Source organism: Dyadobacter sp. CECT 9275 (assembly GCF_907164905.1).
GTDB classification, from domain to species: Bacteria; Bacteroidota; Bacteroidia; order Cytophagales; family Spirosomataceae; genus Dyadobacter; species Dyadobacter helix.
Map to the genome: position 1 here is coordinate 850527 of NZ_CAJRAF010000004.1, position 17857 is coordinate 868383.

Below are 17857 nucleotides of genomic sequence, written 5' to 3' on the forward strand. Positions count from 1 at the left end.
CGACATGTTACAAGTCTGCCAAAATCACATACTTCCTATCTCTCTTCCTCCACTTTCCCACCCCAGGCCTTTCTTAAAAACCGAAGCCAGTTTTCACTGAAGATATTGTCAATATCCTCCTCCTTATAGCCTCTTCTTTCGAGTATCGCTTCAAATTTCTGAAGATCGGCTATGGAATTAAGGTCCCAGGGCGATTGTTCCGTTCCGAAAATCCCATCCAGATCACTGCCAATAGCCACATGACGGCTGTTTCCGGCGATCTGGCAGATATGATCCCAGTGATCCACCAAATGTTCCAGTTTGATATCCAGCTGCCAGGGATCGGAAACCATATCTATAAAACGGATGTCCATTGCCCAGCAATCCAGCATGCCACCTATCACCGCTCCGCGGTCTACCAGCCTTCGGATCTGGTCATCGGATAACTGACGCTGGTTCGGTACAATTTTTCTAACGTTGTGATGACTTGACCAAACAGGTCCATCGTAGTGATCCAAAGCCTGGTCAAACCCTTGGTCGGTCAGGTGGGTAGTGTCCAGGATGATACCCAGCTTACCCATTTCTTTAAGCAGCTCAAAACCTGCCGGTGTAATAGCGCCTTCATTTTTAGTACCGGGGGCATATCTGCCGGGGCCAAAATGTGACAGCCCCACAGCACGTAACCCATAGTCATACGCCCTTTGTAAATAAGAGACATTTACCAGGGAATCGGCCCCTTCCAGGCTCAGGATATATCCTACCGGCTTGGTATCAGCAGCAACGGATGCATCGTTCCAGAGCAACAGATGCGCTTCCAGCTCCTGCAAATTGGTGATCTGTACCATTTCACCCAATGCTTCCATTTCTCGGTACCAGGCAAGCTGTGCCTGCGTCATGGCCCAGGCCTGCTGCGGAGAATTCCAGCCGCCCAGCGCACTTCCATAGGGTGTAACCCGCGCAAGCTGGGTGGCCACCACGATACCAATATTACCTTTTCGCAATTCGGGTAAGCAAACCGTCCCTTTACCCCGGTCGTTCTTGTCCGACATATTCATTTCCCGCTGCCGGATATCAGCCAGCGGAAGGGTCAGGTCGCGGTTCCATTCTATGGCATTCATGGAAAGATCCAGATGCGCGTCAAAAATCAATCTTTTCATCCCTGATCACAAGGTACCTGCGTACCTCATTCGTTTTAAGTCAATTTTTGTTTAATTCGTTTACTGGTTAAAAGGGTATTTATCGATAACCTCATGAATTTCGCTGCTGAATTTTTTCACGAGCGCTTCCCATTTTTCGTCCTCTCCCGGCTGATAAGCATAAAACCCCTTACCACTTTCCATTCCGAAATCCCCTTCCCTGATCAACGCATTGAAAAAATCGGGAGCGGTCTGGTCCTTCGCCAGTTCGGGATTAAGATCCTTCATCACCATTCCGTAGGAATAGGTACCCATCAGATCCATGTAGCGAAGATTTCCGGCAAATGGAAGGTAATAACCCGCATCATTCCTGCAAGCCCGGTCAATGTCTTCAATGGTGGCGTAATCATTTTTAACCAGATAAAAAGCCTCTCGCATCAATGCCGCCAGCAGCCGCATTCTCACGCCGGTATCTCCCTGGATGACATAGGGGTCTTTGCCCCAGTACGATCGGGCCAAGTCAGTAATCTGATCAACAAAGCGTGCCTCGGTGACCTCATTGGCAACTATTTCCAGGAAGAAAGTAGTATGCACAGGTTCCACCCAGTTGGCGATCAGAATGCGCCCCGGCTTTGCCAGATTATCCTGAATAGCATCAAGCGGTATCGTCTCAGAGTTAATCGCAATGACGGCATCTTCCGGTAACCTGGATTCCAGAAAGCTGATTACTTCCTGTTTGGCAATCAAATCTTCCTCAGTAATGACAAACGCGAGTTTAATGCCATTTTCAAAATGCAGGTCTTCAATGACCTTGATATCAAAAGGCCCGTATTGCCCGGGAGACCATTTTCTGATATCATTCTTGTGGTATCTCAGGTAATTCCAAGCTTTCGGAGCGTTGGCCGTACTTAAAATAACCGGATGCCCTGCGTCACGTAAACATACAGCCAGGCTGTAAGCCAGTTTATTATTTCCAACAACCAGTGCGGGTTCTATTATTTTTCGTGTTTCTTTCATTTGCTGATGTCCGGGAGGTATCATTACTTCATATCTGCAAGTACTTTACGAGCGGTGGAGATGGCATGGTCTATGTCAGCCTCGGTGTGCACTGCGCTGATGTACCAAAGCCCCCTTCCAATGACCCTCACACCTTCGTCATGCATAGCCGCTATGAATTTGCCCAGCTTTCCCTTATCTGCTGAAAGGGTATCCCTATATTCATTCGTTTTGTCAAGTAGAGAAAAGCTGATCGCGAACATCGGCCCTGGGCCCTCCACAAGCAGACTATGCCCTGTGTCCGAGGCAGCTTGTTTTAAACCTGCCATCAGTTTTTGCCCAAGGGCGAACATGCGTTCATGAGGCCGCTCGGTTTCCAGAACCGTAATGGTGGTGAGCGCCGCAGCCACGGTGGGGTTCCCGGCATTCATGGTTCCGGCATGGATAACCCTGGCATCTTCTATCAGTTGCATCCAGTCTCTTTTACCGACAATGGCGCTTATGGCGTATCCGCTGGCAATCGCTTTGGCAAAAATGGCAAGATCAGGAGTTATACCGAAATATTGCTGCGCACCTCCCAATGATAACCGGAAGCCGGTGATCACTTCATCGAAAATGAGTGCGATGCCGTGTTCCGTACAAATTTCTCTTAATCCTTCCAAAAATCCCGGCCTGGGTTCAATACAACCGTTATTACACATGACCGGCTCGGTAATGATGGCAGCAATTTCTGAAAACCGCTCGGATACCGTTTTTCTCACCAGGTCCAGGTCATTCCAGGGCAGAATAATAAATTCATTTTCAACACCTTCAGGTAAGCCCTGTGTCCATGGATATACATTTGGATTTTCGCGACTGCCCAGTGCTTCGGCAGAAGGTGTGGAAATCCCCCAGCAAACGTTGTCCATCCAGCCATGGTAATGGCCTTCAAATCTCAGGAATTTCTTCCGTCCGGTTTTTGCCCGGGCTACTCTGAAAGCCGTCTGAACCGCTTCCGATCCATCCAGACAAAAGCGCATCAGTTCGGCGGAAGGTATCAGTTGATTGATCTTTTCGGCCAGTTCGATTTCCCGGATATGCTGTCCGGCAAAAAGCTGCCCCTTTTCCGAATATTCTCTTACTGCTTTTAATACCTCCGGATGCGAATGACCCAGTATCAGCGGCCCCTGGCTGAGGGTAAAGTCGAGGTACTCATTCCCGTCCACGTCATAAATCCGGCTGCCCTCCCCGTGGGTATAAAACAACGCGTGCGGATGGTTATATTTCCTGAATTCGGAAGATACTCCGCTGGCGAGCACCTTTTTGGCTCTTTCCAGCAATACGGAAGATTCCTGATATGTTTTCATTTTATTGCGGCCAACTGCCGGTACTTCCCGGCAAGCAGTGTTTCTGTATGGTTTGATAAAAATATTCTTTTTAAGTGCGTCTTTTCAGGACGTCTGTTCCCTTACTTTCTCCGCTGAATATCCAGCTGCGAGCTTGTGGATTTTCAGGTTGAAGTCAGCAAAGGCGTCATCCCATTCTTTGGCTTCTCCGTTGGAATACGGGTAGAGGCCTTTCCCATTATGTACACCACGGGCATTCCGGCTGACCATTTCCTGCATCAGCGGAGGTACGGTTTCCGAATTACTAAGTTCTGGAAATAACCTGTTGATTATCAAAGCAAAATCTTTCAGCCCCATATAGTCCATCCTTCTGAAGATACCCATCAGGGTCATCCAGGAACCCGCATCGTAACGGAAAGATTTGTCGAGATCTTCCTTTGTTGCTCTCCCGTTTTCAATCAGATAAAAAATTTCCCGGTATACGGCATACATTAAACGATTCGTAATAAAACCCCTTATATCCATTTTAAGGAACGTGGGTTCTTTTCCCCAGCGATGCGCCAGCCGAAATATATATTGTGCATATTGCGGGTCGGTGAGTTTGCCGCAGGTAATTTCCAGAAAACGGGTCATCGTAGCCGGTTCGGCCCAATGGATACCTAAAAAGCGGGCCGGCTTGTCGACGTACGTCTGAAGCTCGCTGATAGGAATGGCTGAGGTGTTGCTGGCGATAACCGTCTCTGCACCCACAATAGCAGTGATTTTATTGTAAACAGAACTCTTTATTTCAATCTTTTCCAACACGCATTCAATCACCACGGCGCAATTCCGAAGTTCGTTGTAATCCACAGAAATGGTGAGCTGTTCTGCGTAAACATCCGGAGAATATGGAACCAACCCGGCTTCATTACATTGCCTGAGCTGTTTTTCAATCCTTAAATCCGCCCCCTCAACATCCTCCGGGATTGCCGCTATCGCTTTTACCTGATGCCCTGCAATTAAAAGGGCAGCCACAATGCTGCTACCCATTAAACCTAATCCCACAACACCAACTGACACTTCCCGCAGGTTTGGCTGTTTTTTTGTCATATAAAACTAAAAATGAATAACTTACCTTATTTCCGGGCTGTTTTTTAACTAAAAAATGATCTGTCATACCAGCAATACCCGCCAGTACCCGACACAGAACATAATCATCAGCATACTCACAAAAGCAAAATAATATATCGCAAAATGATCACAATGCAAAAGTACATTGCACAGAGCCGTACATTCTCCTACTATCATTGCAATTAGTGATACTATTTTTTACGGCAGTAATTAAACCGAAAAAGCCTGTAAGCGGCTGTATTTCTTAGTACAGTTACTTACAGGCTCCTCCCAAAAAATTGACAGAAAAGCGTCTCCTAAAAATCACAAACCTGTTCCCGGTTTTATTATTTTCCAGAAAGGGATTTTATATAAAGGATAATTGACTCTATATCAGGATCGGACAGCACCCCTGCAAAAGAAGGCATTTCTTCGTTGTATCCTTTCACAATTTTAAGTGAGGGCGTCAGGATGGACTCCCGGAGGTATTTTTCGTCAGCAATGGTTTTGGTCCCGTCGTCAAAGAGTCTTTCCGAATTGTACATACCCTGAAAAGGCGGCCCGTACATACCCTTCGTCCTCAGCCCTTCCGAATGGCAACCCGAGCAGGCCATTCGCTGAAATAATTCCTTTCCCCTTTGCACCGTCACCAGCTCTCCATTTTTTGCGGATGGCGCCGCCTCCTGTTTCGGGGCAGTTAGCAGAGCCAGGTTCACATCTTCAAATCCCTCCTGGGCGAGCCTGAGCTCTCCAACCTTATTAACCGTGAACCAAAATTGATCGTTTATCTGATGGCCATCCTTCGCCAAAAGGCGATACGACACTTCCATCTGCATGACCTCGGTCATTTCTGGTATCAGCAACAATACCTTTTTCCGGTCAGCGGAAAGGTAGGAAGCCGCCACCGGAATGGTTTCTTCACCGGGTGTCCCATCCGTTTTAAAATGCCCCGAGCCGTATTCCTCTGTACGTTTATAATCCCATCTTTTTACCAGAAAACTGGAAACCGCCGTCGCCTCCTCCGCCTTAAGTTCCGAGTCGAAGCCAAGTATTATACCTTGTTTACCCGCCCTGAACAAGTTGGGCATATAACTGGGCTTTCCGGTATATCTCAGCCGCAGCAATGCACTGAGCCCGTTTGAACTGGATCCCCACAGGTTAAAACCTGCGACATAGAGTTGCTCGTCCAAGGGGTTCATTGCCCCTTTGGAGGTAGGCGCGGGATATGCCGCCTGGATGAAGGAAACACCTCCCTGGATCACCTGCGAGGTACTGTCAATCAGCACACGGAACAATCCCGGATGGCCAAATGAAAAATGGATCAGATTGCCGTTTAAAGGGCCCATTTTAGTACTCGTCACCCATGCCTGGCTGATGCTGGAGCGGTCTACGCTATGAGGTATCCAGGTAAGCGGGGGCGCCACCGAAGGGTTATCGTTACGGTGGCGGGTCGGTTCCACGCCATAATAATCACCTTTTTTTATGAGGTATATAGGCGTGGAAGGTACAAAATTCCCCTGCTGGTCCGACGCCGTTAACATCCCCGTCCGGGCATTGATTCCAAGATAAGGACCACGCAGTCCGGTTGCGATTACCTCGTATTTCAGCCCATCGGGTGCTATTTTCAGAATGGTACCGCTCAGTGAAGATCCGGCTCTGAAACCCTTGGCAACAGGTGCCGTTACACCTGGCCCGTTAGAAAGGCTTCCACCCTTGGCGATGTAAAAACCACCGTCCGGAGCCGTAACCATGTCTGCTGCCCATTCCCTGGATTCGGAAGACTGGGGCATGATATTGGAAAAATTTTCATAAAAATCAGTAACGCCATCCCCATTGAGGTCGCGCAGGAGAACAATACCTTCCCTGCCAAACACATACACCCTTTCATTAACGATCTCCACACTCATGGGCTCATGCAGCCCGGACGCAATTCTACGCCATTTCAGATTCTGCAGGCCACTGCTGATGCCGTCGATCGTCCACACGTCTCCTTCGAAAGTCACCACAGCGGCACGCCCATCCCTGAAAAATGCGATATCCGCTACTCTCACATTTCTTTTCCAGGAATTATGCAGCGGTAATGTCAGCCTGTCGGTAACAAACGCCGCCGTATCGGGTGACAACTCTCCTTGTGTCAACACCGTTTCTTTCCAGGGTGCCGGGCCTCCCGCAGTAAAATCGGGGAACGTAATGTGTGTTTTTTTACAAAACTTTTCGAAGACGGATCTTTTTTTGGAGGGACCTTTCCAAATGGCAACGGTTGCCTCCCTGGCTGCTCCGGCAGGTATTTTAACTGTCAGATATCGATTTCCATCCGCTTCCGTTTGCCAGTCAATATTACCTTTGCCCAAAATCCCGATAGCAGTGACGGTATCTTTCCCTGCGCCATGATATACGTAGGTAATTCCTCCCCTGCGCTCGCTGGCGGAGGCACCTCTTACTTCTGCTGCAGTCAGGTAAAGATCTTCCGAAGGGCCATTCATCCGGATGGTTCTTGTAAAAATAACCTGATCCTCCAATCTGGCGCTGCCCGGCATTTCAAAAACGTTGGTACGCCCAACCGAATAATTAAAAATAGCCTTGTCCCCGTGTACGTACACCCCTTTCCATCTGCCCTTTTCAGCTGGGATAGGTCCCCATTCCGGCTGCTTTGAGGTGATATTACTATAGTCCGATTTATGATTGGACCAGCCTGGATATAACCCGGTTGCAATTTTTGGCACTCCTGTCAGCGTGCTTATACTGTTGTTTTTGTTAAAAAAATCTTTGTAGGAAACCTGGGCCATGGATACCATCGGCAGGAATTTCCCGGTCCAGGCCACGGACCACCTGAGACGGTCAGTATCAAAACATACATAAGCGCTGTCACCAAGCTTAACAGCCAGAGTCCGTGCGGCTTGGTTATCATCAGGAAAACCCGCGCCCAATTTTCGCGCATCTATAGCAGCGGGGATATAAGGGAATGACGGCTCAACAAAAGACCCAAATTCCAATGTGTCAGTAGCATAAGCACTTGAAGTACTGGTGATATCTGTATAACCTGTAAGTAACAGCGAGGCCAGAAACACCACGCAAACCGCGGAAATGTTCCACAGCAGACGGGGAGATGTAAATAAGTTAAACATAGTGACTTTTGATAACAGATACCAAAAATACCTGTTATTATCCAAACTTTGCAATCTTCTTACACCCACATTCCTCCTAATTCGAAAGAAGTTATTCCGGATCTTGCCCGAACCGGTACCAAAAACGGCAAACGATGTACCCCCTCAAGACTTATACCAGTTTCGGTTTGACGGTAACAGGCAGACAAAAATAAGTAATATGGCATAAAACATATAAAATGTATGGAGCCAGTGCACGGTACGAAGCAATGCCATTTGCACCTGGATCCAGATGATGAGTGCAAAAGCTACATAAATGCAGTACGTCCACGCCCAATGCATATCCCCGAAAAAACTGAAATGTTCTGCCCATGGGGAAGCAGGTTTTTTAATCAATGCAAAAATCAATAAAAGTGGCACAATCCCGAGTATGACCAACAACAGAATTCCCGGTATCAGGAAATCCGGAAACGGTGAGTATTCAAGTACGGACACCGGCATGCCAAGCAGTTCCCCATCCGGCGAAATAACCAGCATACCGCCACCACTACAAGCTCCAACGCCTAAGAAGCCCATCAGAAAAATTAACCAGCTTTTCGCTGTTTTTGTACCCATCATTTAATTCGTTTTAACTGTTAAACTCAGACCAGAATTTAAAATATCCGTCGCAAATCTCTTTTCACCGCCATTAATTCATATCGAAAATACCTTTTACAATGTCTATCAAATATGATATCTGTCAGGCGCGTCCAAATGTATGCTGGCTCTCCACAGGCTGCTAAAAACTTGGCACTCCATTTCGCAAAGGAGCTAAAGATGCTTACCTTTAATTAAGCCTTTTTTGAAATCGTTCACAATCAAATTTCACCTATGAATTTTACAAATTCACTTGCTCTTTCCATTTGCCTGATCATTGCGCAGGCTTCCGTATCGCAGACTGGAAGGAACGGAAAACTTTTATCTCAAAAAACGCATCCATCTGAAAAAGATATAGCAGCCAGAGTACTTCCCCGTATCGCGATTGCGGGATTGGCAATAGAATCCAGCACATTTTCTCCCGCACTTACACACGAAGAAGCGTTTCATGCCAAATACGGTGACGAAATTTATACCTCCTATCCTTTCTTCTCCAAAGATTCTCTCAACCGGCGGCGTGCCGAATGGTTCCCGGCACTGATGGGCCGCTCGTTACCCGGCGGGACGGTCACCCGCGAAGCCTACGAGTCGCTGGTGAAACAAACGCTCGAACTACTGAAAAAGAATTTACCCTATGACGGTATGTTTCTGGACATTCACGGGGCGATGAGCGTGGTGGGCCTGGACGATCCGGAAGGCGACTTCATCGTCAGGATACGGGAGGTCATTGGAAAAAAGACGATCATTTCAACCTCAATGGATTTACACGGCAACGTTTCGTGGAGACTGGCGCAAAACACGGACCTCATTACCTGTTACCGCATGGCTCCGCATGAAGACGCGATGCAAACCAAGAAAAGGGCGGTGGACAATCTTTTGTCCAGACTTGAAACCGGAAAAGGAAAACCAACCTACAAAGCCTGGATACCGATCCCGATTCTCCTACCCGGGGAAAAAACAAGTACCCGGATTGAACCGGCCAAAACCATATATGCAGCCGTGGCACCGGCTTCGGTACAACCCGGTATTATCGACGCGGCGATGTGGGTAGGTTATGCCTGGGCAGACGAACCCCGTAACCACGCGGTAGTGATGGTGACCGGAGACGATAAAAACCAAGTGACCAAAACGGCGGAACGGCTGGCAAAAAGTTTTTGGGATGTCAGGTCGGGATTCGCGTTTGTAGCCCCCACAGGTTCTTTGAAAGAAAGCCTGGACAAAGCCATTGCCAGTCAGAAACACCCCTATTTTATCAGCGACTCAGGAGATAATCCTACCGCAGGAGGTGCGGGAGATGTAACCTGGACCTTAAAAGAAATACTGGCCCGCCCGGAATTTAAGAATGAAAATGGCCCCTCGTTGATATATGCCTCAATCCCGGGGTCCGAATTTGTAAAAAGGGCGGTTGAGGCCGGAGTTGGTGGCAAAGTGGATGCCTACGCAGGAGCGGTGGTGGACGCAAGATTTGCCGGCCCGGTACGTCTGAAAGGTACCATAGAATCAATAGAACACGGAGATAAAAATGCAGAAACCGAAGTAGTGGTGAAAGTAGGGAGCGTGAGGGTGATTGTGACCAAAAAACGCAAACCTTACCACAAGGAAATTGATTTCACCCGCCTGGGGCTCCACCCGCGCAAGGCCGACATTGTGGTGGTAAAAATAGGTTACCTGGAACCTGAACTTTACAACATGCGTGCCGACTGGATTCTTGCCTTAACGCCCGGCGGCGTAGATCAAAACCTTGAAAGACTGGGTTATAAGAGAATCAAACGCCCTATGTTTCCGTTGGACAAAAACATGAAGGATCCTGATCTTACTGCAAAAATGGTACCGTCATCCGATCAGTAACAGGTTCTCCCGGGTGATTAGTTGAAGTAACCCGGGAGTCCGGCGTTTGAAAAGATAATCGTGGAAAATGATGCTGCGAAAGCTGCAATGGCCGAAAAACAGGGTATACCTCACTCAGGATAACCTGACGGAATAGAGTGGCTTATAGATGCGTGGCCGCTTACCTCCCTTTGTTGCCTGGCTCTGTACCGAACCAAACGGATGCTGATTCTTTGCAAAAACCTTGCTTGGAAACGGATTCGTACTGTCGGCAAATTGCTCAAAGGTATCTTCTCTTTTTGGATATGCGGTGTTGGTGATGGCTTTCATGATTTCTGGTTTTATACGTTGAGAGAATGTTTTCCTCCATGTATTATAAAATCATGCCTGTACCGGCTTACCAATCCATTTATATTGTTTTTTGATTACACCAGAAAAATTGCGCTACCTCTTATCAAGCTGGTTTTCAACCGGGACAACCGTGGATTGATGCTTTTGAAGGGCAGTTTTCAGTTGGGCAATAATTTCGGGATGATCCCTGGCTATATTATACTTTTCAGAGGGATCCTCATTCAGATTGTATAACAGCGGCGGGTTGTGGATAGTCCTATCATTGCTGCCATACTCATCCTGCGTGATAAAATGAGCCTTGTACGCCCCCACACGTATAGCAAAAACCTGGGTGTCGCGGTAGTAAACCACCTCTGACCGTGGATTGATGCCGGTCCCAAAAATAACCGGTGAAATATCAAACCCGTCATAAACCCTGTCCGACGGCATTTTAGCTCCAGCCAGTTTGGTGAAAGTGGGGAAAAGGTCCAGTGTGGTGGCAATCTCAGGCCTCACCCCAGGTTTCAACTTACCCGGCCACCAGAAAATAGTTGGTTCTCGCATGCCTCCTTCAAAAGTCCCTCCTTTTCCACCTTTCAGGATACCGCCGCTTCCACCTTGAGTACCAAAAGTCAGCCAGGGTCCGTTATCACTCGTGAAAACCACCAGCGTGTTTTTGGACATACCTGTTTCACGCAGTGTCTGCAGCACCTGTCCGACACTCCAGTCCAACTCTTCTATCACATCACCATACAATCCCCTTAAACTTTTATTTTCAAATTCCTTTGAACGAAACAATGGAACATGCGGCATGGAATGCGCCAGATACAGAAAAAAAGGTTTATCTCTTTTGGCTTTAATAAATTTAACTACCTCTTCGGTATACCTCCTGGTGATGGTATGCTGGTCGGCGGGTTGCTCAATCGTGGTGGTATTTCGTTTTAATGGTACATTGAAATACTCGATTTTTGAATTTGCAAAGGCCTCTTTCCTGTCAACGTTTGTTACGAAATCCATATCATTGCTGTAAGGAATACCAAAATACTCATCAAATCCGTGGGCATTCGGTGTATAGTCAGGCAAATGCCCCAGATGCCATTTCCCCACGCAGGCGGTGGCATATCCGGCTTTTTTCAGCTGGCGTGCCAGTGTAATTTCTGACTGGGGCAGTCCACCCTTTGAATCAGGGAACAGTACTCTGTTTTTCTCACTGGCCATACCCGACCGCACCGGCAGCCTGCCCGTCAGTAATCCGGCGCGGCTCGGTGTACAAACCGGCGCAGCCACGTAGAAATTTGTCCAGCGCTGGCCCTCTGCTGACATCCGGTCCAGATTTGGCGTCATAATTGTGGGGTGGCCAAATGCGCCTAGGTCACCGTAGCCAAGATCATCACAGAAAATAACAACGATATTCGGCTTCGTATCAGGAACCTGGGCGTATAGCGACATTGAAGATAAAACACCGGACCCGATCACGACGAGCAGACTGGAAATCACGGATTTAACAACCGTATTGTACTTATCAATCATACTTAGAATCAGATTAGATCATCAACATTTAAGGAAACTTTTTAGTGAGGTTTTTGCCAGGGTACCCGTCCGCCTTCCTGGATATGCCGCATCAGCAACTTATTAAGTTCTTTATATACTTCAGGATTTTCAGCAATGACATTGTGTTTCTCCGCTTTGTCATTTTCCATATCAAAAAGCTCCATCGGTTTGTGTGGAGCATTTTTCACAAGCTTCCATTTCCCCTTGCGCAGACAGTAGCTGGACATTCCTGCGTAATCCATACCGCCTTCCCTTCTGGTGAAGTAGAGCTCCCTTTCCTCTTGTTTTTCCTGGGCATCCGCATTCATAAGTGTCGGCAGAAAACTTCGTCCGTCTTCTCCTTTCGCTTCCAGTCTCACCAGCTGAAGCAGCGTAGGATACAAATCCATAGACACATTCGGCTGAACCGAAATGCGGCCCGCCTGGATGCGAGCCGGCCATGACATGCAGGTCGGTACGCGCAATCCGCCTTCATACATACTCTGTTTTCCGTCTCTTAAAGCCCCATTATTGGCCATGCTTGGCAAATGGCCGCCATTATCACTGCTATAAATAATGAGGGTGTTTTCATATAAGCCTTCTTCCTTTAAAGTCTGGGTTACCTTCCCGATTCCATCGTCCATGTGTTCTATCAGCGCCACCAGTCTGGCTCGTTTTTCGTCGATTCCGGGTTCACGTTTCCTGACCTTCTCGAGCCATTCCTGCGGTGGCTGCACCGGTGTGTGCGGTGCGTTGTAGGCCAGGTATAAAAAAAACGGCCGCTTTGACTTTGCCTGCTTTTTAATGTAATCCTGAGACCATTGCGTAAAGAGGTCGGTTGCATGACCTTTCGGGTCAATTACTTTTTCGTTTTCCCTCATGTAGTTGATATCGTGCCGGCGGTGCGCCCAGTAATCATCCATCATGTCGCCCAGCCAGCCGTGAAAATATTCAAACCCGCGCTCGTTGGGCGTATTCGGGGACTCCAGTCCCAGGTGCCATTTACCTATAATTGCGGTGTGATATCCCTTTTTTCTAAGCATGGCAGGGAGCAAAGGGCCTTTGGGACTTAAATATCCCCAGTTGTCCTCCGGGTATGTACGGATTACACCAGGAACACCCACCACGTCAGGATAATTACCGGTAAGCAGAGCCGCCCTGGTGGGCGAACATACCGGACAGTTGGCATAAAAATTATCAAACCGGATGCCGTTTTTCGCGATCTGGTCAATATGAGGGGTCCGCAGATCTTTGGTTCCGTAATAGCCCACGTCGTGATAGCCCTGATCGTCCGTAAGTATCAGCAGTATGTTAGGCAGTTTTTCAACCACAACGGGTTCGCGGGTAGCGGCCATCAAACAAATTGCGGCGAAACTTAATACTACGGCCGTTGGTGCGTTCCATTTTTTCCTTGTCATGGTTAATAATCGGTTTGGGTTAAGGATACACGTACTATGGTGCGAGACAGGATCGAAACCATCGGTGAAAATACTTATTCTATTTAAGAAGTAGAGTAAGTATTTGCTTTAAATTCATTCAATTGCTCTTTTCCGTTTAACGTGGTCGGATACCTGATATGGACCGTTAATAAAGTCGGAAATTGAATCTCGGCTCAACTGGCCTGATACCGCGCCTTGCCAGTATATACTTACAAGTTTTCTTTTACATTGAAATCACTATTCCTATGCATTCCAAAATACCTCCCACTTGCGCTTTACGGGCATCATTGACAGCCTGTTTTACATGGCTATTGCTGAGTATCTGTTGGTCTGTCGGTGCGCAAAGTGTAAATCTTAAAAATCCCGTTTTAGTTGTTTCCCCCAATATTCCGCTTCCTATGCGGGAAACGGCGGCCAAGGTTCTTGCCGAGGAAATAGGAAAAAGAACGGATTTTGCGGTTAAAACGCAGACCGCATGGCCCAAAGCCGGGACACCGGTAATTGCCCTGGTGATGGCATCCGATACAGAACTGAACGGGAAAAGGGTACCTGCCAAACGCGGAGCGGATAGTCCTGAATTTAAAAAAGAAGGTTACCGTGTGGTATCCGAAATCTCGGGCAAGGAAAATATCACCTGGATCATCGGTGCTGATGCCAGAGGTATCCTGTTTGGTTCAGGCTGGCTGCTTCGTAATCTGAGAATGGACAAAAACCTACTTCAATTAGATGAAAAGGCCGATTTTGCCTCTTCGCCGGATTATCCTATCCGTGGCCACCAGCTGGGTTACCGTACCACGGCCAACACCTATGACGCCTGGTCAGTAGCACAGTTCGACCAGTACATCCGGGAACTCGCCATTTTCGGGACTAATGCGATTGAAGGGATACCTTTTCAGGAAGGGCAGGCGCCCAGTCCTCATTTTAAGATCCCTTCCGCTGAAATGCGGATCAGAATGAGCGAAATATGCCAGGCTTATGATATGGACTACTGGCTATGGACACCCGGGACGTTTGACATGAAGACCGAGAAGGATAAGAGAGCTGCAGAACTTCAGATGCACGAAGACTTTTATAAAAAATGTCCCAGGCTGGACCACATATTTTTCCCAGGCGGGGACCCTGGCGACAATCATCCTTCGGAGGTAATGCCGTTTTTAAAGGAGCTTCAGAGCCGGCTGGTGAAATACCATCCCAACGCAAAAGTGTGGATTTCCCTGCAGGGTTTCAGCGTTGAACAAATCGATTATTTCTATCATTACCTGGAAACCGAAAAGCCCACCTGGCTGCAAGGGGTGGTGTCCGGCCCGGGAAGTCCTTCCATGGCCGAAACCCGGTATCGCCTGCCCAAAAACTACCAGCACCGGGAGTATCCCGATATTACCCACTCGGTACGCTGTGAGTTCCCGGTTGAAAAATTCGACCAGGCCTATGCCCTGACACTCGGAAGGGAATCGGTAAACCCCCGTCCTTATGCATTTGCAAAAATCCATGAGAAATATGCCCCGTTCACTGATGGCTTCGTATCCTATTCGGACGGCAGCCACGACGATTTCAACAAGGTACTGTGGAGCATGCGCGCCTGGGATATCAAAAAAGATGTTCACCAGATACTGAAAGAATATGCCAGCTTTTTCTTTGGAAAAAGTACCGAAAACACGGCTGCCAGTGGCATAGAAGCCCTGGAACAAAACTGGAAAGGACCGCTGGCCGAAAACGGTGGCGTGGAAATGACCTACCTTTTCTGGAAAAACCTGGAAGCTGCCCACCCAAAACTGAAAAATAACTGGCGCTGGCAAATGCTGGTGCACCGGGCCTATTACGACCAGTATACCCGGCTGAGGCTTATTTACGAGCAGGAGCTGGAAAAACAGGCCAATGAAATCCTGAATAGTGCCAACGTCCAAACCATTGAAAAATCAATGGAACTTGCCCTGAAAACAGTAAACAAGGGTGATACGGAACCCATTGCCAGGGATATCAGAAAACACCTGGACGACCTGAGCGACGCGCTTTATATCACGATAGGTTACCAGACTAGTACCGCCAAACACAAACCAAAGAGCCCCGAGCGCGGTGTGGTAATGGATTTTGTGGATTATCCGCTCAACAACCGCTGGTGGCTCACCGACGAATTTGAAAGGATCAGGAAGATAACCGATCCGGACCAACAACTGGCGGAGCTTAAAAAGATCGTGACCTGGGAAAATCCGGGACCTGGAAGTTATTATGACGATATCTCCAGTGTAAGCAAGGGCCCCCGTGTGAAAACCATCTCGGATGATGCCACTGATGTGGCCTGGTGGGACAATGGCAAAAGCAGAAAACGGCTTTCGTCTCAGCTTTTCCAACGCGAACCTGAGCTCGATTACGAAAACCTCGACCCCCAGGCTCGTTACAGGATACGGGTGTGTGGCTACGGGGATGCTCTTTTGCGTGTAGACGGGAAACGCCTTGCACCGGTTTTGTACAACAAAGAACAGGATAGTTTTAAAGAATGGATTGTCCCCCTGTCGCTTACGCAGGATGGAAAAATTTCCGTGACATTTGACGGCCCCGAAGAATCGGAGCTGAACTGGAGGAAAAACTCGAAAATATCTGATATCTGGTTGTTGAAGCAATAGTAAAAAATGTACCTGATTCATCGCGCAGAAAGCCAAATCTGCGCGATGATCTTTATAAGGCATTGCAAAAAGTAAAAATAAATTAACGCTGCGCTGATCGGCATATCGTTATCGGTTGTTAATTTGCCCGCTCTTGATATTGTATATACCCTCTGAAGATACCTGTATCTTCCCTTCGGATGGATCATTTGACTGACTATGAAAAACCCCCATTTTTGTCTGGTGCTGATTTTGCTTTTGTCTGTTGAAGTATCTGGCCAGCGTAACATGCACTTTATCAAGACAAAAAATGCGAAGGAACTTCATGCTTTTTTCAGATACACTGGCAATGATGCCATACTGGTAACCGGGCACCGTGGTGGAATGGTGAAAGGGTTCCCCGAAAATTCAATTGCCACATTTGAAAATACCTTAAAACACACCCCCGCTTTTTTCGAAATTGATCCCCGGCTCACCAAAGACAGCGTGATCATGCTCCTGCATGACCCTACGCTGGAGCGTACCACCACGGGCAAGGGAAAACTGGCCGATTACACTTTTGCAGAACTGAAAAACTTCCGCCTGAAAGATGCACAGGGACATGTTACCGATTATCCCATTCCAACGTTGGCTGAGGTGATCGAATGGGCGCGGGGAAAGACCATTCTGAATCTGGATCATAAGGATGTACCCCTTGAAATGACGGCAGCACTTATCCGGAAACATAAGGCAGACGGCTTTGTTATGCTCACTGTACACAACCCGCAGCAGGCAAGCTTTTATCTGGAACAAAATAAAAACAGTACCTTCTCCGCTTTTATCAGGTCGAAAGAGGAATTTGAGGATTACCGTAAAGCAGGTATCCCTTTTACGCAACTCATTGCCTACATAGGGCCATGGGTGAAACCGGAGAATCAGGAATTATATCGTTTGCTGAACAAAGAGGGTGCAATGTGTATGATATCAGCGGCGTCGTCCTATGACAAACTCAAAAGTGCTGAGGAACGGAAAGCCGCCTATCTGTCCATTGCCAGAGACGGTGCTACCATTATTGAGTCGGACTACCCTATTGAAGTGGCAGAATCTATCCGGCCTCTGCAACAGGAGAAAAGCCCTCAAAAGAAATTTTTCAGCAGGAAATGATAGCCGGTTTTTAAAGCCCCAGATTTTTCTTCACCCTGAAGGCGGTTATTCTGGCAATCAGTTCCATAGGCAACGGCTGATCAATCGGGAATTGAACCGAACCTTTAGCTCCTTTATATACAGAAAGTTCGTCCTTAAATTCCTCTATCCCGGTAGGCGTAGGATAAAACCCGATGTGATTACGGTATCCGGCAAAATGTACCAGATTTCCCTTGAGCTTAAACGTGGGAATACCATAGTTGATCGTTTCTTCCGCATCGGGGGCTACTTTTTTGATGGTAGCCCTTACCTCCTCCAGAAGCAGCCTTACGTCCTCCGGGAAGCCGCTGAGGTACTCATCTATCGTTGTCGGTTTTTCTGTTGCCATAGGTTCTTTAAAGCATCAACTGTATCCTACTCGCTATGTGTTCCTATAAATCTTACTTCAACAATTTCATCTAAATAGTCTATTTCTACAATCAGACGATATTTATTGCCCACAATCTTAAATCTGGCCCGGCTACCTGGAATGATCGATGCCTTTGGAAAATCTTTCAAAACATCAGCTGATTTTTTCCAGACCGCCTTTTTGTTTCCCCTCCAATATCCGACAAAATTTTGAGGTAAACCGGTCAGGTAATCACTTTGAGGTGAAATGTTCTATGCATTACCTAAAAACATGACCAGGATCATGTTCTGAACCTGCCGCTGTCACCTTAAAAGGTATCAGCAGACATTAATTTC

Annotated in this window: 14 protein-coding genes; 3 read left to right on the top strand and 11 right to left on the bottom strand. The window is 47.6% G+C overall.

Annotated features, from left to right (window positions below):
• Positions 1–35: 35 nt before the first annotated feature.
• The 6 genes from KOE27_RS29160 to KOE27_RS29185 form a co-directional block, all read right to left on the bottom strand.
• Complete coding sequence (locus KOE27_RS29160; protein WP_215242361.1) at positions 36–1136, bottom strand: dipeptidase; 1101 nt, start codon at positions 1134–1136, stop codon at positions 36–38.
• Positions 1137–1196: 60 nt separating this feature from the next.
• Positions 1197–2132: a 3-hydroxyacyl-CoA dehydrogenase family protein gene (locus KOE27_RS29165; protein WP_215242362.1), complete on the bottom strand. Its 936-nt coding sequence runs from the start codon at positions 2130–2132 to the stop codon at positions 1197–1199.
• 23 nt (positions 2133–2155) lie between these two features.
• Positions 2156–3457 carry an aspartate aminotransferase family protein gene (locus KOE27_RS29170; protein ID WP_215242363.1) on the bottom strand — a complete coding sequence of 434 codons (1302 nt, stop codon included), beginning with the start codon at positions 3455–3457 and terminating at the stop codon, positions 2156–2158.
• Positions 3458–3541: 84 nt separating this feature from the next.
• Positions 3542–4525: a 3-hydroxyacyl-CoA dehydrogenase family protein gene (locus tag KOE27_RS29175; RefSeq protein WP_215242364.1), complete on the bottom strand. Its 984-nt coding sequence runs from the start codon at positions 4523–4525 to the stop codon at positions 3542–3544.
• A gap of 347 nt (positions 4526–4872) precedes the next feature.
• Positions 4873–7650, bottom strand: a complete 2778-nt coding sequence (locus KOE27_RS29180; RefSeq protein ID WP_215242365.1) for a DUF6797 domain-containing protein — start codon at positions 7648–7650, stop codon at positions 4873–4875.
• A gap of 144 nt (positions 7651–7794) precedes the next feature.
• The gene (locus tag KOE27_RS29185) at positions 7795–8247 is read right to left on the bottom strand and encodes a hypothetical protein (protein WP_215242366.1); all 453 of its coding nucleotides are present in this window, start codon (positions 8245–8247) and stop codon (positions 7795–7797) included.
• A 252-nt stretch (positions 8248–8499) separates the two neighbouring features.
• Between KOE27_RS29185 and KOE27_RS29190 the strand changes: the two genes are divergently transcribed.
• Positions 8500–10113, top strand: coding sequence for a M81 family metallopeptidase (locus tag KOE27_RS29190; RefSeq protein WP_215242367.1), 1614 nt, complete (start codon positions 8500–8502; stop codon positions 10111–10113).
• A 114-nt stretch (positions 10114–10227) separates the two neighbouring features.
• On the opposite strand, the gene KOE27_RS29195 is transcribed toward KOE27_RS29190, so the two are convergent.
• The 3 genes from KOE27_RS29195 to KOE27_RS29205 form a co-directional block, all read right to left on the bottom strand.
• A complete protein-coding gene (locus KOE27_RS29195; RefSeq protein WP_215242368.1) occupies positions 10228–10422 on the bottom strand; it encodes a hypothetical protein in 195 nt (64 codons plus the stop codon).
• A 114-nt stretch (positions 10423–10536) separates the two neighbouring features.
• Positions 10537–11952: a sulfatase family protein gene (locus KOE27_RS29200; RefSeq protein ID WP_229253050.1), complete on the bottom strand. Its 1416-nt coding sequence runs from the start codon at positions 11950–11952 to the stop codon at positions 10537–10539.
• 41 nt (positions 11953–11993) lie between these two features.
• Positions 11994–13370 (bottom strand): sulfatase family protein, encoded by a 1377-nt coding sequence (locus KOE27_RS29205; RefSeq protein WP_215242369.1) that lies wholly within the window; start codon positions 13368–13370, stop codon positions 11994–11996.
• Between the two features lie 266 nt (positions 13371–13636).
• On the opposite strand from KOE27_RS29205, the gene KOE27_RS29210 reads away from it, so the two are divergent.
• Both KOE27_RS29210 and KOE27_RS29215 read left to right on the top strand, forming a co-directional pair.
• Positions 13637–16012 carry a hypothetical protein gene (locus tag KOE27_RS29210; RefSeq protein ID WP_229253051.1) on the top strand — a complete coding sequence of 792 codons (2376 nt, stop codon included), beginning with the start codon at positions 13637–13639 and terminating at the stop codon, positions 16010–16012.
• 198 nt (positions 16013–16210) lie between these two features.
• Positions 16211–17134 (top strand): glycerophosphodiester phosphodiesterase family protein, encoded by a 924-nt coding sequence (locus KOE27_RS29215; protein WP_215242370.1) that lies wholly within the window; start codon positions 16211–16213, stop codon positions 17132–17134.
• A gap of 10 nt (positions 17135–17144) precedes the next feature.
• Here KOE27_RS29215 and KOE27_RS29220 read toward each other — a convergent pair whose 3' ends face one another.
• Positions 17145–17501, bottom strand: a complete 357-nt coding sequence (locus KOE27_RS29220) for an iron chaperone (RefSeq protein WP_215242371.1) — start codon at positions 17499–17501, stop codon at positions 17145–17147.
• Positions 17502–17527: 26 nt separating this feature from the next.
• On the bottom strand, positions 17528–17770 hold the full coding sequence (locus tag KOE27_RS29940) for a type II toxin-antitoxin system HigB family toxin (RefSeq protein ID WP_215242475.1): 243 nt from the start codon (positions 17768–17770) through the stop codon (positions 17528–17530).
• Positions 17771–17857: the final 87 nt, after the last annotated feature.